The sequence below is a fragment of the Paenarthrobacter sp. R1 genome (assembly GCF_030264015.1).
Classification (GTDB): Bacteria; Actinomycetota; Actinomycetes; order Actinomycetales; family Micrococcaceae; genus Arthrobacter; species Arthrobacter ureafaciens.
The window spans coordinates 3,031,647-3,050,342 of sequence record NZ_CP127115.1 but is presented as its reverse complement, the minus strand read 5'-3'; the positions used below and the strand labels follow the sequence as shown (position 1 = coordinate 3,050,342).

15 protein-coding genes are annotated in these 18,696 nt (G+C 64.3%); 10 read left to right on the top strand and 5 right to left on the bottom strand.

The genetic code is table 11. The features are described from left to right. Positions 1-2: 2 nt before the first annotated feature. Entirely contained in the window at positions 3-938 is a 936-nt protein-coding gene (locus tag QN084_RS14810) for a cytochrome b/b6 domain-containing protein (protein ID WP_021471611.1), read from the bottom strand. Positions 939-1,171: 233 nt separating this feature from the next. On the opposite strand from QN084_RS14810, the gene QN084_RS14805 reads away from it, so the two are divergent. Then, the gene (locus tag QN084_RS14805) at positions 1,172-1,786 is read left to right on the top strand and encodes a TetR/AcrR family transcriptional regulator (protein ID WP_062095114.1); all 615 of its coding nucleotides are present in this window, start codon (positions 1,172-1,174) and stop codon (positions 1,784-1,786) included. A gap of 143 nt (positions 1,787-1,929) precedes the next feature. Here the strand turns inward: QN084_RS14805 and QN084_RS14800 are convergent, their stop codons facing one another. Next, entirely contained in the window at positions 1,930-3,444 is a 1,515-nt protein-coding gene (locus QN084_RS14800) for an XRE family transcriptional regulator (protein WP_021471613.1), read from the bottom strand. A 151-nt stretch (positions 3,445-3,595) separates the two neighbouring features. Here QN084_RS14800 and aceA point away from each other — a divergent pair, with 151 nt between their 5' ends. Both aceA and aceB read left to right on the top strand, forming a co-directional pair. Beyond that, positions 3,596-4,909, top strand: coding sequence for an isocitrate lyase (gene aceA / locus QN084_RS14795; protein WP_069694638.1), 1,314 nt, complete (start codon positions 3,596-3,598; stop codon positions 4,907-4,909). Positions 4,910-5,056: 147 nt separating this feature from the next. After that, a complete protein-coding gene (aceB, locus tag QN084_RS14790; RefSeq protein WP_069694637.1) occupies positions 5,057-6,709 on the top strand; it encodes a malate synthase A in 1,653 nt (550 codons plus the stop codon). Between the two features lie 178 nt (positions 6,710-6,887). Here aceB and QN084_RS14785 read toward each other — a convergent pair whose 3' ends face one another. Then, positions 6,888-8,081: an MFS transporter gene (locus QN084_RS14785; protein ID WP_069694636.1), complete on the bottom strand. Its 1,194-nt coding sequence runs from the start codon at positions 8,079-8,081 to the stop codon at positions 6,888-6,890. Between the two features lie 82 nt (positions 8,082-8,163). After that, on the bottom strand, positions 8,164-9,384 hold the full coding sequence (locus QN084_RS14780) for an ROK family transcriptional regulator (RefSeq protein WP_062095110.1): 1,221 nt from the start codon (positions 9,382-9,384) through the stop codon (positions 8,164-8,166). A 183-nt stretch (positions 9,385-9,567) separates the two neighbouring features. Between QN084_RS14780 and QN084_RS14775 the strand changes: the two genes are divergently transcribed. From QN084_RS14775 to QN084_RS14745, 7 genes are all read left to right on the top strand, one after another. Beyond that, positions 9,568-10,308, top strand: a complete 741-nt coding sequence (locus tag QN084_RS14775; RefSeq protein ID WP_021471618.1) for a sugar phosphate isomerase/epimerase family protein — start codon at positions 9,568-9,570, stop codon at positions 10,306-10,308. Beyond that, positions 10,305-11,447: a Gfo/Idh/MocA family protein gene (locus QN084_RS14770; protein WP_069694635.1), complete on the top strand. Its 1,143-nt coding sequence runs from the start codon at positions 10,305-10,307 to the stop codon at positions 11,445-11,447. Before QN084_RS14775 ends, QN084_RS14770 begins: the two co-directional genes overlap by 4 nt. Positions 11,448-11,492: 45 nt before the next feature. Beyond that, positions 11,493-12,818: an ABC transporter substrate-binding protein gene (locus QN084_RS14765; RefSeq protein ID WP_021471620.1), complete on the top strand. Its 1,326-nt coding sequence runs from the start codon at positions 11,493-11,495 to the stop codon at positions 12,816-12,818. Between the two features lie 62 nt (positions 12,819-12,880). Continuing rightward, positions 12,881-13,891 carry a carbohydrate ABC transporter permease gene (locus QN084_RS14760; protein ID WP_083261938.1) on the top strand — a complete coding sequence of 337 codons (1,011 nt, stop codon included), beginning with the start codon at positions 12,881-12,883 and terminating at the stop codon, positions 13,889-13,891. Continuing rightward, positions 13,884-14,723 (top strand): carbohydrate ABC transporter permease, encoded by an 840-nt coding sequence (locus QN084_RS14755; protein ID WP_069694634.1) that lies wholly within the window; start codon positions 13,884-13,886, stop codon positions 14,721-14,723. Before QN084_RS14760 ends, QN084_RS14755 begins: the two co-directional genes overlap by 8 nt. A 63-nt stretch (positions 14,724-14,786) precedes the next feature. After that, on the top strand, positions 14,787-15,977 hold the full coding sequence (locus QN084_RS14750) for a Gfo/Idh/MocA family protein (protein WP_021471623.1): 1,191 nt from the start codon (positions 14,787-14,789) through the stop codon (positions 15,975-15,977). Positions 15,978-15,979: 2 nt separating this feature from the next. After that, positions 15,980-16,978: a sugar phosphate isomerase/epimerase family protein gene (locus QN084_RS14745; protein ID WP_182264035.1), complete on the top strand. Its 999-nt coding sequence runs from the start codon at positions 15,980-15,982 to the stop codon at positions 16,976-16,978. 102 nt (positions 16,979-17,080) lie between these two features. Here QN084_RS14745 and QN084_RS14740 read toward each other — a convergent pair whose 3' ends face one another. After that, entirely contained in the window at positions 17,081-18,670 is a 1,590-nt protein-coding gene (locus QN084_RS14740) for a molybdopterin-dependent oxidoreductase (protein WP_069696327.1), read from the bottom strand. Positions 18,671-18,696 lie beyond the last annotated feature (26 nt).

Below are 18,696 nucleotides of genomic sequence, written 5' to 3'. Positions count from 1 at the left end.
GCCTAGCGGTTGGTAACCTTGCCCATCAGCGACGCGATCGGGCGAAGGAACAGGGGCCGGGCAAGGAACCAGGCCGCCGCCGTGACCACGATGGACGCTGCGAAGACCGCGAAGCCCCACCAACTGTTGGCGTCGTCCGTGGAGGCGTACATGTGGTTGAGGTTCCGCAGGGCACCCGTGGCCAGGACTAACGTCACGTGGACGATCACGAACGCTACGAAGTAGATCATCACCGGGAAGTGGACCTTGCGGGCAGCTTCAATGGGGTAGAACTTGTTGACCGCTGCCTTCTTGGGCCACGCCCCGGACATGCGGATGCCGGTAATGATGGCCAGCGGCGCCGCGATGAAGACCGTGATGAAGTAGGTCAGCAGCTGCAAGGCGTTGTAGTTGACCCAACCGTTTTCCAGCGGCCAGTTCAGCGACGCGTACTGGAGGCCGGCCGAAACCGCGTTCGGGAAGACGTCCCAGCTGGTGGGCACAATCCGCATCCACTGGCCTGTGGCGAACAGCAGCACAATAAAAATCAGGCCGTTGAGCACCCACAGCGCATCCAGCGTCAAGTGGAACCACAGGTCCAGGCTGATCTTGGTGGGAGCGTTCCTGGTCTTGATGAAGCCCTTGTTGTTCCGCGTCCAGTAACCCGGCGGCCGCGTAGTGGTGCGCACCTGCCAACCGGAGCGGATGATCAGGACGATGAAGAACATGTTGAGGAAGTGTTGCCAGCCCAGCCACGCCGGGAGCCCCGTCGGTGCGCCCTCGGGCAGCTCCGAGTGTCCCGGATAGTCCGTCAGGAACTGCTTCACCGGTTCCAGCGTGCGGAGCCACTGTGCCACGAGCACCAGGATCAGCGCGATGACCAAAGCCACCACGGTGACGGCGACGGGCTTGAACCACCTGTTCGACGTGATCCCGGACGACTTGCTTGAAACGGACATCAGGCCGCGTTCCTCTCTGGCTTGTTGGCGTGCGACCAGTTGGCGCTCTCATAGCGATTCAACCAGTTGCTGCCCGACGGCGAAAACGGCGCCTGGCCCGCAGGGCGCCTTTGGCGTCAAAAATCGCAGCATTCGGACACATAGCGCAATACTTATTTTCTAGAACGGACTTCCAGAATTATTTACTGTAATTTGGGCTTGGTCAAGGATTCAGGCTGTCCCGGGGAGGCTCGATGGTTCGGAAAACCTCCGACGCCGCAGTCCATTCCGGCTCCTGGCAGTGGTCCCGGACAGCGACTACCCAACGCAAGCTGCTGGACGCGGCCGCTGCGGTTTTCAGCGAACTGGGCTTCACGGACGCCGGCATCTCGGACATCGTCACGCGGGCCAGGTCCAGCGTCGGAAGCCTTTACCATCACTTCGGCGGCAAGACAGAGCTCTTCCTTGCCCTCTGGGACGACTACCAAAACGAGCACGAACGGCTGGTGGCGGCCGCCGTTGCCAAGGCCCGGAAGTCCGGCGAAAACGATCCCTTGGCGCTCTTCGACGTCGGCAGCCGCACGTACTTCGACTACACCTGGAAGCACCGCGCGCTGGAACGCGTCTTCTTCGAGGGCGATGCTCCCCCCGGCTTCGAGGTCCTGCGTCGCGAGCGCGGGCGGGAATGGGTGCGCCAGAATTCGGTCCTTCTCGGAACGGCCGAGGACACTTTGGGCCGCCTCACCGTCGCGGTGATCACCGACATCATCACGGTTGCCGGCCACGAGGTCGCCTTGAGTGCCACCAAGAAGGAAGCGGACGACGTCGTTGATGCTGCGGCAGTCCTGGTGGCGCGGCTGGTTCGTTAGCCGCCGTCCTGCGCCGTGATCGCGGGAAACCGCCGTCCTGCGCCGTGATCGCGGGAAACCGCCAAGGACCCCCGGAAACTTCCAGCGTCACCGCAGGGTTGCCGCGAACTCGCCGAAGTCCCGTTAGCGCGCGGAGGCCCCGCTCAACGCGCGGAGTGCGCCGCCAGGAAGCTGTACACCTCGGTCTCATCCACGCCCGGGAACGCGCCCGGGGGCATCGCGGCCAGCAGGTGCGAATGGGCCCGGGCGGACGGCCAGGCGTTGCCGGCCCACTCGTTGGCCAGTTCGGCCGGTGGCCGCTTGCAGCAGTTCGGATCCGGGCAATTGGAGGTGGCCCTGGCCGTGGTCTCCCGCCCGCGGAACCACTTCACGTGCTGGTAAGGCACCCCGATGCTGAGCGAAAACTCGCCGGCGGCGGAACGCTCGGTCCGCGCCGTGCACCAGTACGTGCCGGAGGGAGTGTCCGTGTACTGGCTGTAGGCGCTGAACTTGTCCGGTACGTCGAACACCGCTCGGGACGTCCACGCCTTGCACGACGGCTGCCCCTCAATGGCGCCGGTGTGGTCCTGCGGGAAGGCGACGCCGTCGTTCTCGTAGGCCTTGTAGATGATCCCGGACTGGTGGGTTTTCTGGAAGTGGGTGGTGATGCCCAGGTGTTGGGTCGCCAGGTTGGTGAAACGGTGGGCCGCAGTTTCGTAGGACACCGCGAAAGCGTCCCGGATGTCCTCCACGGCGATCTCCTTGGCGGCCTTGGCCTTCAGCAGGAAATCCAACGTTGCCTGCTCCGGCAGCAGCAATGCCGCCGCAAAGTAGTTGGTAGCCACTCTCTGCGCCAGGAAGTCACCGTAGTTCTTGGGAGTCCCGTGCCCCAGGACGTAGTGCCCCAGCGCCTGCAGCAGAACCGACCGGGGATCGTGGTCCTGCCGCTGGTTCTGCGTTAGGTAAATTCTGCGGTTCTTCAAATCGGTCACGGACCGGGTGGAATGCGGCAGGTCGCTGACGTGGTGCAGTGAGAATCCCAGGTTCTCGGCGATGTCCGCGATGACGTGCTGGCTCAACGGCCCGGAGGTGTAGCCCACGCCCTTGAGGACCTTCTGCGCCTCGGCCTCGTACTCGGGGAAATAGTTACCGCGCTCGCGCATCATGGCACGCAACTCGCCGTTCGCGCGGCGGGCTTCTTCCGGCGTCGCGGCTTGCTCGTTGAGCTTGCGTTCGAGTTCCTGAAGCAGCCCGACCTGCGCCTCCAGAACCTCCAACGGAAGCCGCGAACTGATGCGGATTTTTGGCAGGTTCAAGGACTCGTACAGCGGTCCGCGCTGGTACCGCTCCAGCTCGATTTCCAGGGCGGCGCGGCGGCTTGGCGGCTCAGCTCCGAGCAGTTGGTCGATGCTCACGTTCAACGCGGAGGCAAGGTGTTGCAGCAGCCCCAGCTTGGGCTCGCGTTTGCCGTTTTCGATCAGGCTCAGTTGGCTCGGCGCGGTCCCGACGGCGGCACTCAGGTCATCGAGCGTCAGGCCGGCTTGCTTGCGCAGGTGGCGCACGCGGCGGCCAAGGCTGATCACGTCCAGTTCGGGGGACGTAGGGGACGACGACGGCGACGCGACTTCGCGGCTCCAGCTCACAGGCGACATTTCTTGAGAATACGCGAAGAACTGCATTTCTTTCCAGAGGATTTATCTAGAAAGAGCTTGGAAAGTGCAGAAAAGTAGTTCTCACGAAAAGAAATACAGACCCCGGGTGAGCCGGCCGAAGCAGCAAGGACGCAGCGGAGGCCGGCCCGGGAGCCGCTTGGATACGAGGAGACATGCAATGACCGCATCGTTTGAACCAGAGTTGACCGCTGAGCAGCAGGCCGCGGCGCTGGAACTTGAATGGTCCGCCAACCCGCGCTGGGAGGGCGTCACCCGTGATTACTCGGCTGCCGACGTCGTCCGCCTCCGTGGTCGCGTCTCCGTAGAGCACACCCTGGCCCGCCGCGGTTCGGAAAAGCTCTGGAAGCAGCTCACCGAGGAAGCACCCACCGGCGGCTACACCAACGCCCTCGGCGCCCTGACCGGCAACCAGGCAGTACAGCAGGTCAAGGCAGGCCTGCGCGCCATCTACCTTTCGGGTTGGCAGGTCGCCGCTGACGCCAACCTCTCCGGTCACACCTACCCGGATCAGTCGCTCTACCCGGCCAACTCGGTTCCGCAGGTTGTGCGCCGGATCAACAACGCGCTGCTGCGTGCCGACCAGATCGAGTACGCCGAGGGCATCAAGACTGTTGAGGACTGGCTGGTCCCGATCGTCGCCGACGCCGAAGCCGGTTTCGGTGGCCCGCTGAACGCCTACGAACTCATGAAGTCCATGATCACCGCCGGCGCCTCGGGTGTTCACTGGGAAGACCAGCTCGCCTCCGAAAAGAAGTGCGGCCACCTCGGCGGGAAGGTCCTGATCCCCACCCAGCAGCACATCCGGACCCTCAACGCAGCCCGCCTGGCTGCCGACGTCGCCGGCACCCCCACGGTGGTCATCGCCCGTACCGACGCCGAAGCCGCAACCCTGATCACCTCCGACGTTGACGAACGCGACCGCGAATTCATCACGGGCGAGCGTACCGCTGAAGGCTTCTACAAGGTCCGCAACGGCATCGAACCCTGCATCGCCCGTGCCAAGGCCTACGCTCCGTACTCCGACCTGATCTGGATGGAGACGGGCACCCCGGACCTGGAACTGGCCCGCAAGTTCGCCGAAGCCGTCAAGGCCGAGTACCCGGACCAGATGCTTTCCTACAACTGCTCGCCGTCGTTCAACTGGCGCAAGCACCTGGACGACGCCACCATAGCCAAGTTCCAGCGCGAACTCGGCGCCATGGGCTTCACGTTCCAGTTCATCACCCTGGCCGGCTTCCACGCCCTGAACTACTCGATGTTCGACCTCGCCCACGGCTACGCCCGCGAAGGCATGAGCGCCTACGTCGAGCTCCAGGAAAAGGAATTCGCCTCCGAATCCCGCGGCTACACCGCCACCAAGCACCAGCGCGAAGTCGGCACCGGCTACTTCGACGACATTGCCACAGCGCTCAACCCGAACGCTTCCACCCTCGCCTTGGTCGGATCGACCGAAGAAGGCCAATTCCACTAATCCCCAGCCGCCCCCTCCGCTCGCAAGCTCGCGAGGGAACCCGGCGGCCGTGGGCCCACTTTCCCAACTAGATGGCAGTAGTGGTTGTTCTGAACGTTCAGAACAACCACTACCGCCAGTCAGTTGGTTCCTGAAGGGACAACTCCAATGAACAGCTTCACCGACAACTTCACCATCAACGGCATCACTTTGACTGCGCAGCCCATTTGCCGGCAGGGCGAGGTCCTGACTCCGGACGCGCTTGAGTTTGTCGGCAAGCTGCACCGGGCCACCGCCGAGCGCCGGCACGAACTCATGCAGGCACGGCACGCACGCCGCAACGCAATCTCCTCCGGCCAGGATCCGCGCTTCCTGCCGCAGACCGAGGCCATCCGGAATGACCCGTCGTGGCGGGTGGCTCCCCCGGCCCCGGGGCTGGAGGACCGCCGCGTGGAAATCACCGGACCAGTGGACAAGAAGATGACCATCAACGCCCTGAACTCGGGGGCGAAGGTGTGGCTGGCGGACATGGAAGACTCCTCCACTCCGACGTGGCGCAACGTCATCCAGGGCCAGCTCAACCTGACTGACGCTTTGGAGCGCCGGATCGACTTCACAACCCCCGAAGGCAAGGAATACAAGCTCAAGGCCGCCGAGGACCTGCCCACCATCGTGGTCCGGCCCCGTGGCTGGCACCTGCCGGAGAAGCACATGCTGATCGATGGCAAGCCGATCGCCGGCGGCATCGTGGACTTCGGGCTCTACTTCTTCCACAACGCCCGCCGCCTCCTCGCCCAGGGCAAGGGCCCTTACTTCTACCTGCCCAAGATCGAGAACCACCTCGAAGCACGGCTCTGGAACGACATCTTCATCCTGGCCCAGGACCTGCTGGGCATCCCGCAAGGAACCATCCGGGCCACGGTGCTGATCGAAACCATCACCGCCGCGTTCGAAATGGAGGAGATCCTCTACGAACTCCGCGACCACGCGTCCGGTCTCAACGCCGGCCGGTGGGACTACATCTTCTCCCTGATCAAGAACTTCCGTACCCGCGGGCCGCGTTTCGTCCTGCCGGACCGCGGGCAGGTGACCATGACCCAGCCGTTCATGCGCGCCTACACCGAACAGCTGGTCCGGGCCTGCCACCGCCGCGGCGCCATGGCAATCGGGGGCATGGCGGCAGCAGTACCGAACCGCAAGGACGAGGCAGCCAACACCGCGTCCTTCGAGAAGGTCCGTGCGGATAAGACCCGCGAAGCCAACGACGGTTTTGACGGTTCCTGGGTGGCCCATCCGGACCTGGTACCGGTGTGCCGCGAAGTCTTCGACTCGGTGCTCGGCGAGGCGCCCAACCAGCTCACCAAGAGCCGCGAAGACGTGACCCCGGATGACCGCGCCTTGATCGACATCGCCAGCACCCAGGGCACCATCACCGAGGCCGGCATCCGCCAGAACATCGAGGTGGGCATCCGCTACATCGAGTCCTGGCTCCGGGGCAACGGCGCAGTGGCCATCCACAACCTCATGGAAGACGCCGCCACTGCCGAGATCTCCCGCTCCCAGCTCTGGCAGTGGATCCACTCCCACGCCATCACCGAACACGGCGATATCATCTCCCGCGAATGGGTCCAGGACATGCTGGATGAGGAATTCGCCCGCCTGGAACGCTTCGACGGAGACCGCTTCGCAGACGCCCGCAGCATCTTCGAAGAAGTCACCCTCACGGAAGAGTTCCCCACGTTCCTGACCATCCCGGCGTACGCCCGCTACCTCACCGAGGCCCGGGAAGAAGCGACGGCTGAAGAACTCGTCGCCGCCTAGGAGCAGCAACGCCTGGGAACGACAAACCGAAAGCCCCGACGCTGGGCTGCCTGCACTCTTCGCAACAAGTGACCCCGAAGGCCGGGGAGGCAGCCCAGCACCGGAAAAACCACCCATCTGGGTCGCAGTTAAGCACGTTTTGAGGGCTCAGAACGTGCTTAACTGCGACCCAGTTGGGCTAAGGCTGGCGGGCGACCCAGCGCACCGACAGCGTGGTGCACACACAGAACGCGAGGACCGAGCCGAGGATGACCAGCAGCGGCGCGGTCCACCCTGCGGACACGTCATGGACGTAGCCAACGATTGTGGGAGCAAGCGCGGCAAAGCAGTAGCCAACGCCCTGCACGACGGCGGACATCTTGCCGGCCGAGGCCTGGTCGCGGGCGAACCTGATGACGGCAATGAAGATCACCGTGATGCCGCCACCCTGGGCTACTCCGCCCATCGAGGACCAGAGCCACCACAGCTGCGGGGCCAGCAGCAGGCCCACGGGAACGCTCAGCCACAGCGCGCTCAAGGTGACCGCGACCGTCGTCGTACTGGTGAAGCGGGCCAGGAGCGGAACGCCCAGGCCGCCCACAATCGCGAAGATCTGGAACAGCGAGGACCCTGCGCCGGCCTCGGCGGTACCCATCCCGAGTTCATCGGACAGGAAGCTGGGCAGCCACGCCGTGACGCCGTAATAGGAGAACGCCTGCCCGGCGAAGCCAACAGTCAGCCCGGCTATCAGCCATCGGACGCCGGCCACCCGTCCGGAACCCGACGGCGGAGCAGCGGGCACGGGCGCCGGAACCAGGGCGCGGCGGACACCAACGGTAGGAATCCAAAACACGATCGCAGCCAGCGCCAGCAGGGCGCTGGCGGCGAGGGACAACCGCCAGCCCAGCAGATCCGCGAGCGGCGCAGTGATCACGGACGTCAGGAACGAGCCGATGTTCAACGCCGCGGTGTAGACGCCCATGGCCGTGGCTTGCCTGCGTGGGGCGAAGTCGCGACGGATGATCAAGGGCACTGCGATGTTGCCGATGGTGATGGCGACGCCGATGAGCACCGTACCCACCATCACGGGCACGCCTCCCCCGCTGGAGCGCACCACAACGCCGGCCAGCACTCCCAGCAGGGTAAGCATGACGGCGAATTCGGCCCCGAACTGCCGTCCGGCGAGGGATGCCAGCGGGGATGCGAGCGAGAAGCACAGCACGGGAATGCCGGTCAGCAAGCCCAACTCGACCGGCGAGAATCCAAGGTCCACGCGCAGCGAGTCCACCACCGGCGCAACGGCAACGAACGGCCCGCGCATGTTGAGGGCGATGAGTCCGATGCAGGCAAGGATCAGCCAACCGCGCGGAACTTTGGCAAGCAATTGGTTCACGGAACGGACCGCAGGATCTCAGGAAACGTTTTCATCAGTTTCATTGCTATCACGGCGCCGCCCAGCCCCGAAAAAAGACAGCTCAGCCGGTTGCCTGCAGCGTGGCTTCGATCACCGCGGGAGACAGGACATACTGGGTAACCATCTGGCTCGCGCCCAGGATGGCAGCGCGGTCCCCGGCCATGGAGATGCCGATCCGCAGGTGGGTGGTGGCCAGCGGCAGGGAACGCCTGTACACGACCTCGCGGATACCGGCCACGAGATGTTCCCCGGCCTCGCCGACGCTGCCGCCGATCACGATCATGGACGGGTTCAGCAGGTTGACCACCGTGGCCAGGACATCCCCGACGTCTCGCCCCGCCTGCCGCAGGGCCTGGATCGCTTGCAGGTTCCCCTCACCGACCAGCCGCAACACGTCGGCGCCGGTTGACGCGTCCAGCCCAAGCTCGTGGAGTTGGCGCGCGACGGCGGGACCTGAGGCCAGCGCTTCGAGGCACCCGTAGTTGCCGCAACGGCACAGCACCTCGTCGCCGCGGGGTACGCGGACGTGGCCCAGGTCCCCGGCGGTTCCGTTGGCGCCGCGCTGCAGCTCTCCGCTGCTGATGATGCCGGCACCGATGCCCGTGGCCACCTTGATGAACAGGAAGTTCTCGTGCTCCGGCCAGTAAGCGGTCCGTTCGCCGAGTGCCATGATGTTCACGTCGTTGTCCACCAAAACCGGGACAGGCAGCGAGCGCTGGACGTAAGGGACGACGTCGAACCCGTCCCAACCCGGCATGATCGGCGGCTTCACAGGCCGGCCGGTGTCGTGTTCCACGGGTCCGGGCAAGCCAATGCCCATGCCGGCGAGGTCGCCCATTTCCCGTCCCGCCTCGGCGAGCAGTTCCTTGCCTGCGGCTATGACGCGCCCCAGCACGATGTCCGGGCCGTCGGAGACGTCTTGCTTGAGCCGCTGCTCGGCAAGGATTTTTCCTCCGAGGTCCGTGACCGCAACGATCACGTGCGTGGCGCCGACGTCGACAGCCAGGACCACGCGGGCGGCCGGGTTGAAGGCAAAGCGCGACGGCGGGCGCCCGCCACTGGAGCTTGCCTCGCCCGCGGGTCCTACGAGCCCGGAGCTGATGAGTGCGTCGATGCGGGACGCAACGGTGGAGCGCGCGAGTCCGGTGGTCAGCGCGAGTTCGGCGCGGGTGCGGGCCTGCCCGTCACGGAGCAGCTGGAAGAGGTCACCAGCGCGGGAAAGACTTCCGGCCTCCGGCGCAGAGGGCTCTTTTCCGGCGTCGTTCGCGGGGGCTGAAGTCATGAATCAGTGATAGCACGGATGGTTATGCGTGTCACGCGGCAAAAGAACGCCGACGTATTTTCAACTTTTGCTTGACGCTCGGCAAAAGTCCCCCTAGGTTGTGAGGTACAGCACATCACGACCGCAAATGGTGGTTATCACCAGGGTCGATCTGCGCTCAAACCACAACGACGAGGAGAGACAGTGTCATACTCGATCCAGCTCTACACGGTCCGGAAGGCCCTGGAAGAGGATCTTGCTGGAACCATCCAACGTTTGGCTGACATCGGGTTCACCATGGTGGAGCCCTACCGGTTCGTTGCCAAGGCAGCGGAACTCAAGAAAGCACTTGCCGAAAACAACCTCACTGCACCCTCCGGGCACGCTCCCCTGCTGAGCGATGACCAGGACGCCATCTTCGAAGCGGCCCGGCAGCTGGGAATCGGCACCGTGATCGATCCGCACGTTCCGATCGAGCGCTGGAACAGCATCGAAGACATCAAAGCCACCGCAGAACAGCTCAACGCGGCCGCGGCCAAAGGCGCGGAATACGGCGTCCGCGTGGGCTATCACAACCACTGGTGGGAAGTTGAGTCCGTCATTGACGGAAAGACCGCCATTGAACACCTTGCCGACAACCTCGCTCCCGAAGTGGTCCTGGAACTGGACACGTACTGGGCCGCAGTGGGCGGACAGGATCCGGCCGAACTCCTGGCCAAACTCGGTGACCGCGTGAAGTTCATCCACATCAAGGACGGTCCCGTCACCTCCGACCCCTCCAGCCAACTGGCGGTCGGCGACGGAAAGATGCCCATCTGGGACGTCCTCGCAGCAGCAGGTTCCCTGGAAGCCGGCGTTGTTGAACTCGACGACTTCCAGGGCGACATGTTCGAGGCCGTCCGCGACAGCTACAACTACCTCAGCGCAGGAAAGGTCTCCGCATGAGCCACGCCGCAGGAGCAGCGTTCGGTCCACTGGGTTCAGGTCCCGTGGGAGTCGGCATCATCGGCGCCGGCGTCATCAGCAAGCAGTACCTGGACAACCTCACCAGCTTCCCCGATGTACGGGTCCTCGCCATCGGCGACCTGTTCGAGGAAGCAGCGGCAGCCCGGGCTGCCGAATACGGAATTCCCGCCCACGGAGGTGTGGACGCCGTCCTCGGCCATCCTGCGGTCGAAATCGTCATCAACCTGACCATTCCTGCTGCCCACGTCGAGGTGGCTACCCTCGCCGTCAACGCCGGCAAGCACGTGTGGAGCGAGAAGCCCTTCTCCTTGGACCGGGAAAGCGGGCTTGGCCTGCTGAAGGCCGCGGACGCTGCCGGTGTACGCCTTGGCTGTGCTCCCGACACCTTCCTCGGTGCCGGGCTGCAGACGGCGCGGCGGATGATCGAGCGCGGAGACATCGGCACCCCGCTGACCGCTCTGACCCTGATGCAGTCACCGGGACCTGAGTCATGGCACCCCAACCCGGCCTTCCTCTTCCAGGACGGCGCCGGACCCCTCTTCGACATCGGCCCTTACTACCTCACAACGCTGGTGCAGACCTTCGGCAGCATCCGCCGCGTGGCCGCCTTCGGATCCAAGTCCCGCGAATCGCGCATCATCGGTTCCGGGCCCAAGGCCGGGGAAAGCTTCGAGGTCACGGTCCCCACGCATGTCAGCTCCATCCTCGAGTTCGAGGGCGGCGAGTCCGCCCAGAGCATTTTCAGCTTCGACTCACCGCTGAAACGCGCCGGGTTCGTCGAGATCACGGGCACCGAAGCCACCATCGCCTTCCCGGACCCGAACATGTTCGACGGCGACGTCAGGATTTGCACCCTTGGCTCTGACGACTGGACGGTAGTGCCCTCCGTGGGTTCCACCGCCAGCCGGGGTGCGGGAGTTTTGGAGATGGCCCGGGCAACCCGTGAAGGCCGTCCCCACCGGGCCCAGGGTGAACTCGCGTTCCACATCCTGGACACCATGGCTTCCATCTCGGAGTCGATCGATAACCGCGCCTTTGTGGATGTGGAAAGTTCCGCAGCCAAGGTACCGGCCCTCCCCGAGGACTGGGACCCCACCGCAGCAACCCTTTCGGCCTGATCCCATCCCCTCAGGCAACTCGACGACGAGAAAACCGGAGCAACAATGAAGAACCCCCTGAAAGTCCTATCGGCGCTGACGGCCACGGCCGCGCTCGCATTGGGCATGACCGCGTGTGGCGGCGGAGATAATACGCAGGCCTCCTCCGACACCATCACGTACTGGGCGTCGGACCAGGGCAACAGCCTTGACGACACCGCAGCAAAGCTGAAGCCCAGCCTGGACCGCTTCACGGAGAAGACAGGAGTCAAGGTCAAGCTGGAAGTCATCGGCTGGACCGACCTTTACAACCGCATCCTGACGGCTGTCACCAGCGGCGACGGTCCGGATGTCCTGAACATCGGCAACACGTGGGCCGTGACGCTGCAGGAGACGGGTGCTTTCGAGCCCGTGGAAGGTGAGCTCCTGGACGCGATCGGCGGCAAGGACCGCTTCCTGCAGACCAGCTGGTCCACCGGTGGAGCCGAGGGCAAGACGCCCACGTCCATCCCGCTCTACGGCTTGGCGTACAACATGTACTACAACACGAAGATGTTCAAGGAAGCAGGCATCGAAAAGCCTCCTGTGACCTGGGAAGAATTCGTCGCTGACGCCAAGAAGCTGACCAAGGACACCAACGGCGACGGCAAGCCGGACCAGTGGGGCTTCACCGCTGCCGGCGCATCTGTTTCCGCCAACTCCCACCAGGCCTTTATCCGCGGCCTGCAGAACGGCGGCACGCTCTTCGACAAGGACGGCAAGCCGACGTTCGACAGCGATCCGCAGGTGGCTGGTGTCAAGCAGTGGGTCGACCTGATGGCAGTGGACAAGGTGATGTCGCCGTCGGACGCCGAACTTAGCCAGGGCGCCCAGAAGGTGGACAACCTCATCAACGGCAAGGCAGCCATGATGTTCGACCAGAGCCCGCTGAAGAACTTCGCCGCACGCGACTTCAAGGACTGGGGCGTAGCCCCCGTCCCCATGATGACCGCCGACGCGACGGGCGACCGCGCCACCCAAAGCCACGTGGCCGGTATCAACCTGAGTGTGTTCAAGAACAGCAAGAACAAGGCGAACGCCATCAAGCTTGCCGCGTTCCTGACCAGCGATGAGGAGCAGGTTGCCCTGAACAAGGCATACTCCTCCCTGCCGGTGGTGACCGAAGCCTCCAAGGACGCTGCGTTCCAGACCGAGGAGGTCAAGGCCAAGAACGATGCCCTGGCCAACCACTCCCTGCCCATGCCGCTGATCGCGAAGGAAGGGCAGATGGAGACCCTCACGGGTACCGCGATCAAGAACCTCTTTGCCAAGGCAGCAACCGGAACTGTTTCCGAAGACGACATCAAGGCGGCCCTGAAGGACGCCAACAACCAGATGGCCGCGGCCCAGTAACGACGCCTCGCGGGCGGGGGCACCACTGCCGGTGGTGCCCCCGCTCCGGCAAAGGAGTTTCGATGTCCCACTCAACGCTGGACAGCGGCAAGACCGCTGCAGGCAGCACCAACGCTGCCAATCCTGAGCCCGGCGGGCCAGCCACCGCCGCGCCTGCGCCCCGGAAGCGGCGCCGTTCCTTCCTCCCCTACGGCCTGATCGCCCCGGCCGCCCTCCTTGAACTCCTGATCCACATCGGCCCCATGCTCCTGGGTGTCTGGATCGCTTTCATCTCCCTGACCCAGCTGAACCTGACCAACTGGCTCAACGCCCCGTTCGTCGGCCTGCAGAACTTCATCAACGGCCTGAACCCGGAAAGCACCATTGGTCAGGCCTTCTTCAGCACCGTGGGCCGCACCCTGGGCTACACCATCCTGGTGGTGGGCTTCTCCTGGGTCCTGGGCATGGCCGGCGCAGTGTTCCTCTCCTCCAATTTCAAGGGCCGCGCCATCCTGCGGACCTTCTTCCTGGTCCCCTACGCCCTTCCTGCGTACGTCGGAACCATCGCTTGGGCCTTCATGTTCAACCAGCGCGACGGTGCCGTGAACCAGATCCTGGTGGACACACTCCACCTCTTCGGCGACGAACGGCCCTTCTGGCTCCTGGGTGAAAACTCCTTCGGCGCCATGGTGATCGTCAACGTCTGGCAGCTGTGGCCTTTCGCGTTCCTGATGCTCATGGCCGCCCTGCAAAACGTGCCCAACGACGTCTACGAGGCAGCAGCCATTGACGGCGCAACCCTGTGGCAGCAGTTCCGCACCATCACCCTGCCCATGGTGCGCCCGGCCAACGGCGTGCTCCTCATGGTGATGTCGCTGTGGACCTTCAACCAGTTCAACATTCCGTTCGTCCTCTTCGGTGCCACGTCGCCGAAGGAAGCCACACTCATCTCGCCGCTGATCTACCAGAACTCGTTCGGCAGCTGGAACTTCGGCCTGGGCGGAGCCATGAGCGTCCTGCTGCTGATCGCCCTGTTCATCGCTTCTGTCTTCTACATCCGCATGGTGCTGCCCAAGGGAGCCGACAATGATTGAGACCCGCAACTTCCGGATCCTGAGGAACGTGGTCCTGACCATCCTGTCCCTCTGGGTCGCCGTACCGCTGTTCGTCGTAGTGTCCACCTCCTTGAAGCCGCTGAAGGACGTTTCCGGCCTTTTCCAGTGGATCCCCCGCGAAATCACGCTCGCTCCGTACTTTGATATCTGGACCACCGTGCCGTTGGCCAAGTACTTCCAGAACAGCCTCGTCATCACCATCGCCGCCACTGCGTTCTCCGTAACAGTCGCTGTGTTGGCGGCCTACGCGATCGCGAGGCTGCCGTTCAAGGGCAAGCGCGTTTTCAGCCTGACCGTCCTGTCCACCCAGATGTTCCCCGGCATCCTGTTCCTGCTCCCGCTGTACCTGATCTTCACCCAGATCCGGAACATCACCGGACTGCAGCTCCAGGGTTCCTACCTCGGGTTGATCATCACCTACATGACGTTCACCCTGCCGTTCGCCATCTGGATGCTCAGCGGGTACTTTGCTTCCATTCCCAAGGAGTTGGAGGAAGCATCCATGATCGACGGCACGGGAAGGATGGGCGCGCTGTTCCGCGTGATCCTTCCGGTGGCCAAGCCGGGCATCATCGCCGTCGCGGTCTACTCATTCATTTCGGCATGGGGCGAAGTCTTGTTCGCCTCGGTCCTGACCAATGAGGCCACCAAGACGCTGTCCCTCGGTTTGAAGGCCTATGCCAGCGAATCCGACGTGTTCTGGAACCAGCTCATGGCCGCATCGGTCGTGGTCAGCCTGCCGGTCCTCATCGGATTCATCCTGGTCCAGCGGCACCTGGTGGCCGGCCTCTCAGCGGGCGCCGTCAAGTAGCAACGACCATCTCCGGGGCCGGGAGTCCTCCCGGCCATCCGGCCCTTCTTTAGGAGCATCACAATGAACACGGCGCATACGCCAGCGCTGTCGCAGGACAGCAGCACAGCCCGCCCCCTGGGCGTGGCCGCCATCGGTTACGCCTTCATGGGGAAGGCCCACTCGAATGCATGGCGGAATGTGGCCAGTTTCTTCGACGTCCCGGCCTTTGAGCAGAAAGTGCTCGTGGGCCGGGACGCAACCCAGGTGGCCGAAGCCGCCGCCAAGTACGGCTGGGCCGAATCGGCGACCGATTGGCGTGAAGTCATTGAGCGGGACGACATCCACGTCATCGACATCTGCGCCCCCGGCTGGATGCACGCTGAAATCGCCGTCGCCGCCCTCGAAGCCGGCAAACACGTCCTGGTCGAAAAACCCCTCGCCAATACCCTCGCCGAGGCCGAACTCATGACCGCCGCCGCAGCGAAGGCCCGCGCCCGGGGCGTGCAGTCCATGATCGGCTTCAACTACCGGCGCGTCCCCGCACTGGCCCTGGCCCGGGAGCTGATAGTGGAGGGCCGGCTCGGCACTGTCCGCCACGTCCGCGCCGCCTACCTCCAGGACTGGCTTTCCGACGCCGAATCCCCCATGACGTGGCGGCTCCGCAAGGAGACAGCGGGCTCGGGAGCGCTCGGGGACATCGCCTCCCACGCGATCGACCAGGTCCTCTTCCTCCTCGGCGACGCCGTCACCGAGGTCACCGGCCGCCTCCAGACGTTCGTTGACCACCGCCCCGGCGAGGCAGGACTGGAAGAAGTAACGGTCGACGACGCCGCTTGGGCCACGCTGACCCTCACCTCCGGAGCAATCGCCTCCGTGGAAGTCTCCCGTGTAGCCACGGGACAAAAGAACTCCCTCAAACTTGAGATCTATGGCGACAAGGGCACCATCCTGTTCGACCTCGAAGCCCTCAACGAGCTCGGCTTCCTGGACGCCACCGTTCCCGTGCGGGAACAGGGTTTCCGGCGGATCCTGGTCAACGAACCCGAACACCCGTACCTTGAGGCATGGTGGCCGCAAGGACACATCATCGGGTGGGAACACACCTTCACCCACCAGGTCCGCGATTTCCTCCTGGCCATCCAGGACGGAACCCAACCGTCGCCGTCGTTCGAGGAGGGTCTGAACGTCCAGCACGTCCTGGCCGCTATCGAAGAGTCCGCAGCCGCCAAAAGCTCATTGATCCAACTGTCCAGCACCACCGAAGGAGCCTGACCATGCCCCGCCCGTACACCCTGTTCACCGGCCAGTGGGCCGACCTCCCCCTCGAGGAAGTCGCCAAGCTTGCCTCGGGCTGGGGCTATGACGGCTTGGAAATCGCCGTCTCCGGAGACCACCTGGACGCCTGGCGCTGGGATGAACCGGGCTACGTCGAATCCAAGCTCGAACTCCTGGACAAGTACAACCTCAAAGTCTGGGCCATCTCCAACCACCTCAAAGGCCAAGCCGTCTGCGATGACCCCATCGACTTCCGCCACGAAGCAATCGTCGGCCCGAAGGTGTGGGGCGACGGGAACCCCGAAGGCGTCCGCCAACGCGCCGCCGAAGAAATGAAACACACCGCCCGACTCGCCAAGGCTTTGGGGGTGGACACCGTAGTGGGGTTCACCGGCTCCTCGATCTGGCAGTACGTGGCCATGTTCCCGCCCGTCCCGGAAAAAGTCATCGACGCCGGCTACCAGGACTTCGCCGACCGCTGGAACCCCATCCTGGACGTCTTCGACGAGAACGGCGTCCGGTTTGCCCACGAAGTCCACCCGTCCGAGATCGCCTACGACTACTGGACCACTCAGCGCACGTTGGAGGCGATCGGCCACCGCGAAGCATTCGGCCTGAACTGGGACCCCTCCCACATGATGTGGCAAGGCGTCGACCCCGTCTCCTTCATCTGGGACTTCAAAGACCGGATCTACCACGTGGACTGCAAAGACACCAAGGTCCGCCAAACCGGCCGCAACACCGTCCTGGGCTCCCACCTCGCGTGGGGCGACCCCCGACGCGGTTGGGACTTCGTCTCCGCCGGACGCGGCGACGTGCCTTGGGAAGCCTCCTTCCGCGCCCTGTCCGCGATCGGCTACAACGGCCCCATCAGCATCGAATGGGAAGACGCCGGCATGGACCGCCTCCACGGCGCCCCCGAAGCCCTCGCTGCCCTGAAGAAGTTCGACTTCCCCGCCTCGCAAACCTCTTTCGACGCAGCGTTCAACCAAGGCTAGGAAGAGAGGGGCGGGCGTGACCGTCACCGTGAAAACGGCGTCATGCCCGCCCCTCTTTAGGCCAGCAGCCTTTGGCAAGCAGCAAGGGGTGCTTCACGCGCCCTATTCCACAGTGACCATGACTGAGGGCCAGCCGGAGGCTCCATCCGGTACGGGATCGGCGCGTTTGTCTGTCTGCACTTCGCCGGTGCCGTCCGTCGCGCGGGCCCTGACATAGTGGTTGCCGGGCGTTGCGTCCCACTCGTACGACCACTGCCTCCACGTGATGGTGGACGCTTCGTCCGACAGCGTGGCTTCCACCCAGTCGCCGTCGTCTATCTGCACCTCCACTTTGGTGATGCCCCGGGTTTGGGCCCAGGCGGTGCCACCGACAGCGACCTTCCCGGCCGGCAGTTTCGCAAAGGACGCCGGGACGTCCACCCTCGCCATGGTCTTGATAGGTCCCCGCTCGGACCACCCCCGCTCGGTCCAGTAGGCCTTGCTGTCTGCGAAGCGGGTGACTTCCAGGTCGACGACCCACTTGGTTGCGGAGACAAAGCCGTACAGTCCTGGAACCACCATGCGCACCGGGTAGCCGTGTTCGAGGGGCAGGGGTTCGCCGTTCATGCCGATGGCCAGCATCGCATCCCGGCCAGCCTCCTGCAGGACTTCCAACGGAGTGGAGGCGCTGAACCCGTCAATGGAGCGGGACAGGACCATGTCCGCGCCCTCCTTCGGGCGTGCCTTGGCCAGGACATCGCGCAGGGGCATCCCAAGCCATTTCGCGTTACCGACCAATTTGCCGCCCACCGGGTTGGAGACGCAGGTGAGCGTGACGTGCGACTCGATCAGCTCCGCGTCGAGCAGGTCCTGGAAAGTCAGCGTGATCTCCTCTTCGACCATCCCATGGACCCGCAGTTCCCAATCCTCAACGTTGATTTCGGGAACGCTCAAGGCTGTATCGATCCGGTAGAAATCCTTGTTCGGCGTCAACCATGGCAACACACCCTTCACCGGCGACTGGACATTCGCCGGTACGGGGGCAGCTGGCCTGGAGGGCACAGGAAGCCTTAGTGCATCCCGGGCCTGGGCGATGTTATTCCGGGCCGCGCTCAGCAACCGGCCACCGGTAGCAGCGATACCGGCCGCCGCCGCCGTCACACCGGCAGCGGCAAAGAAGCGACGGCGGCTGGTGACGCGGCCGCCGTCGGGAGTGTCGGCGTCGGTTGCCATATCCGCCGGGATTTCCGGCCAAGCCTTCAACCGCCACACCGGCAGGAGAAGCAGGCGCAGGACCGCCAGCCCGGCAAAAGTTCCTGCAATGGATGGAATAGCGTCCGCGGGTTGCACCCCGGCCCGCGTTAGGACACAGGCCACGATCACGGCACCCATGAACAGCACGCCCAGGACCCCCAACGCCCACTTCCGGTAGGCAACCACACCCAACACACACGCCAGAACCGCAATGGTCAGGCCCATCCCAACCAAGAGGGCGGCCTTGTCATTGGTACCGAACGTTGCGATCGCGAAATCCTTCAACCACGGCGGCGTGAAATCAATGAAGGTGGCCCCCAGAGCGAACAACGGCGTTGCCCTGGCCGTGAAGAACGCACCGACCAACTCCGCGACTGCCAGAACAACCGCGGCCGATACCACCCCTGCCAACGCGGCCATACCCTTGGCATCCCGGATCCTGCGCCTGTTCCTAGTCATGTATAGAGATTCGGAGCAGTCGGGCG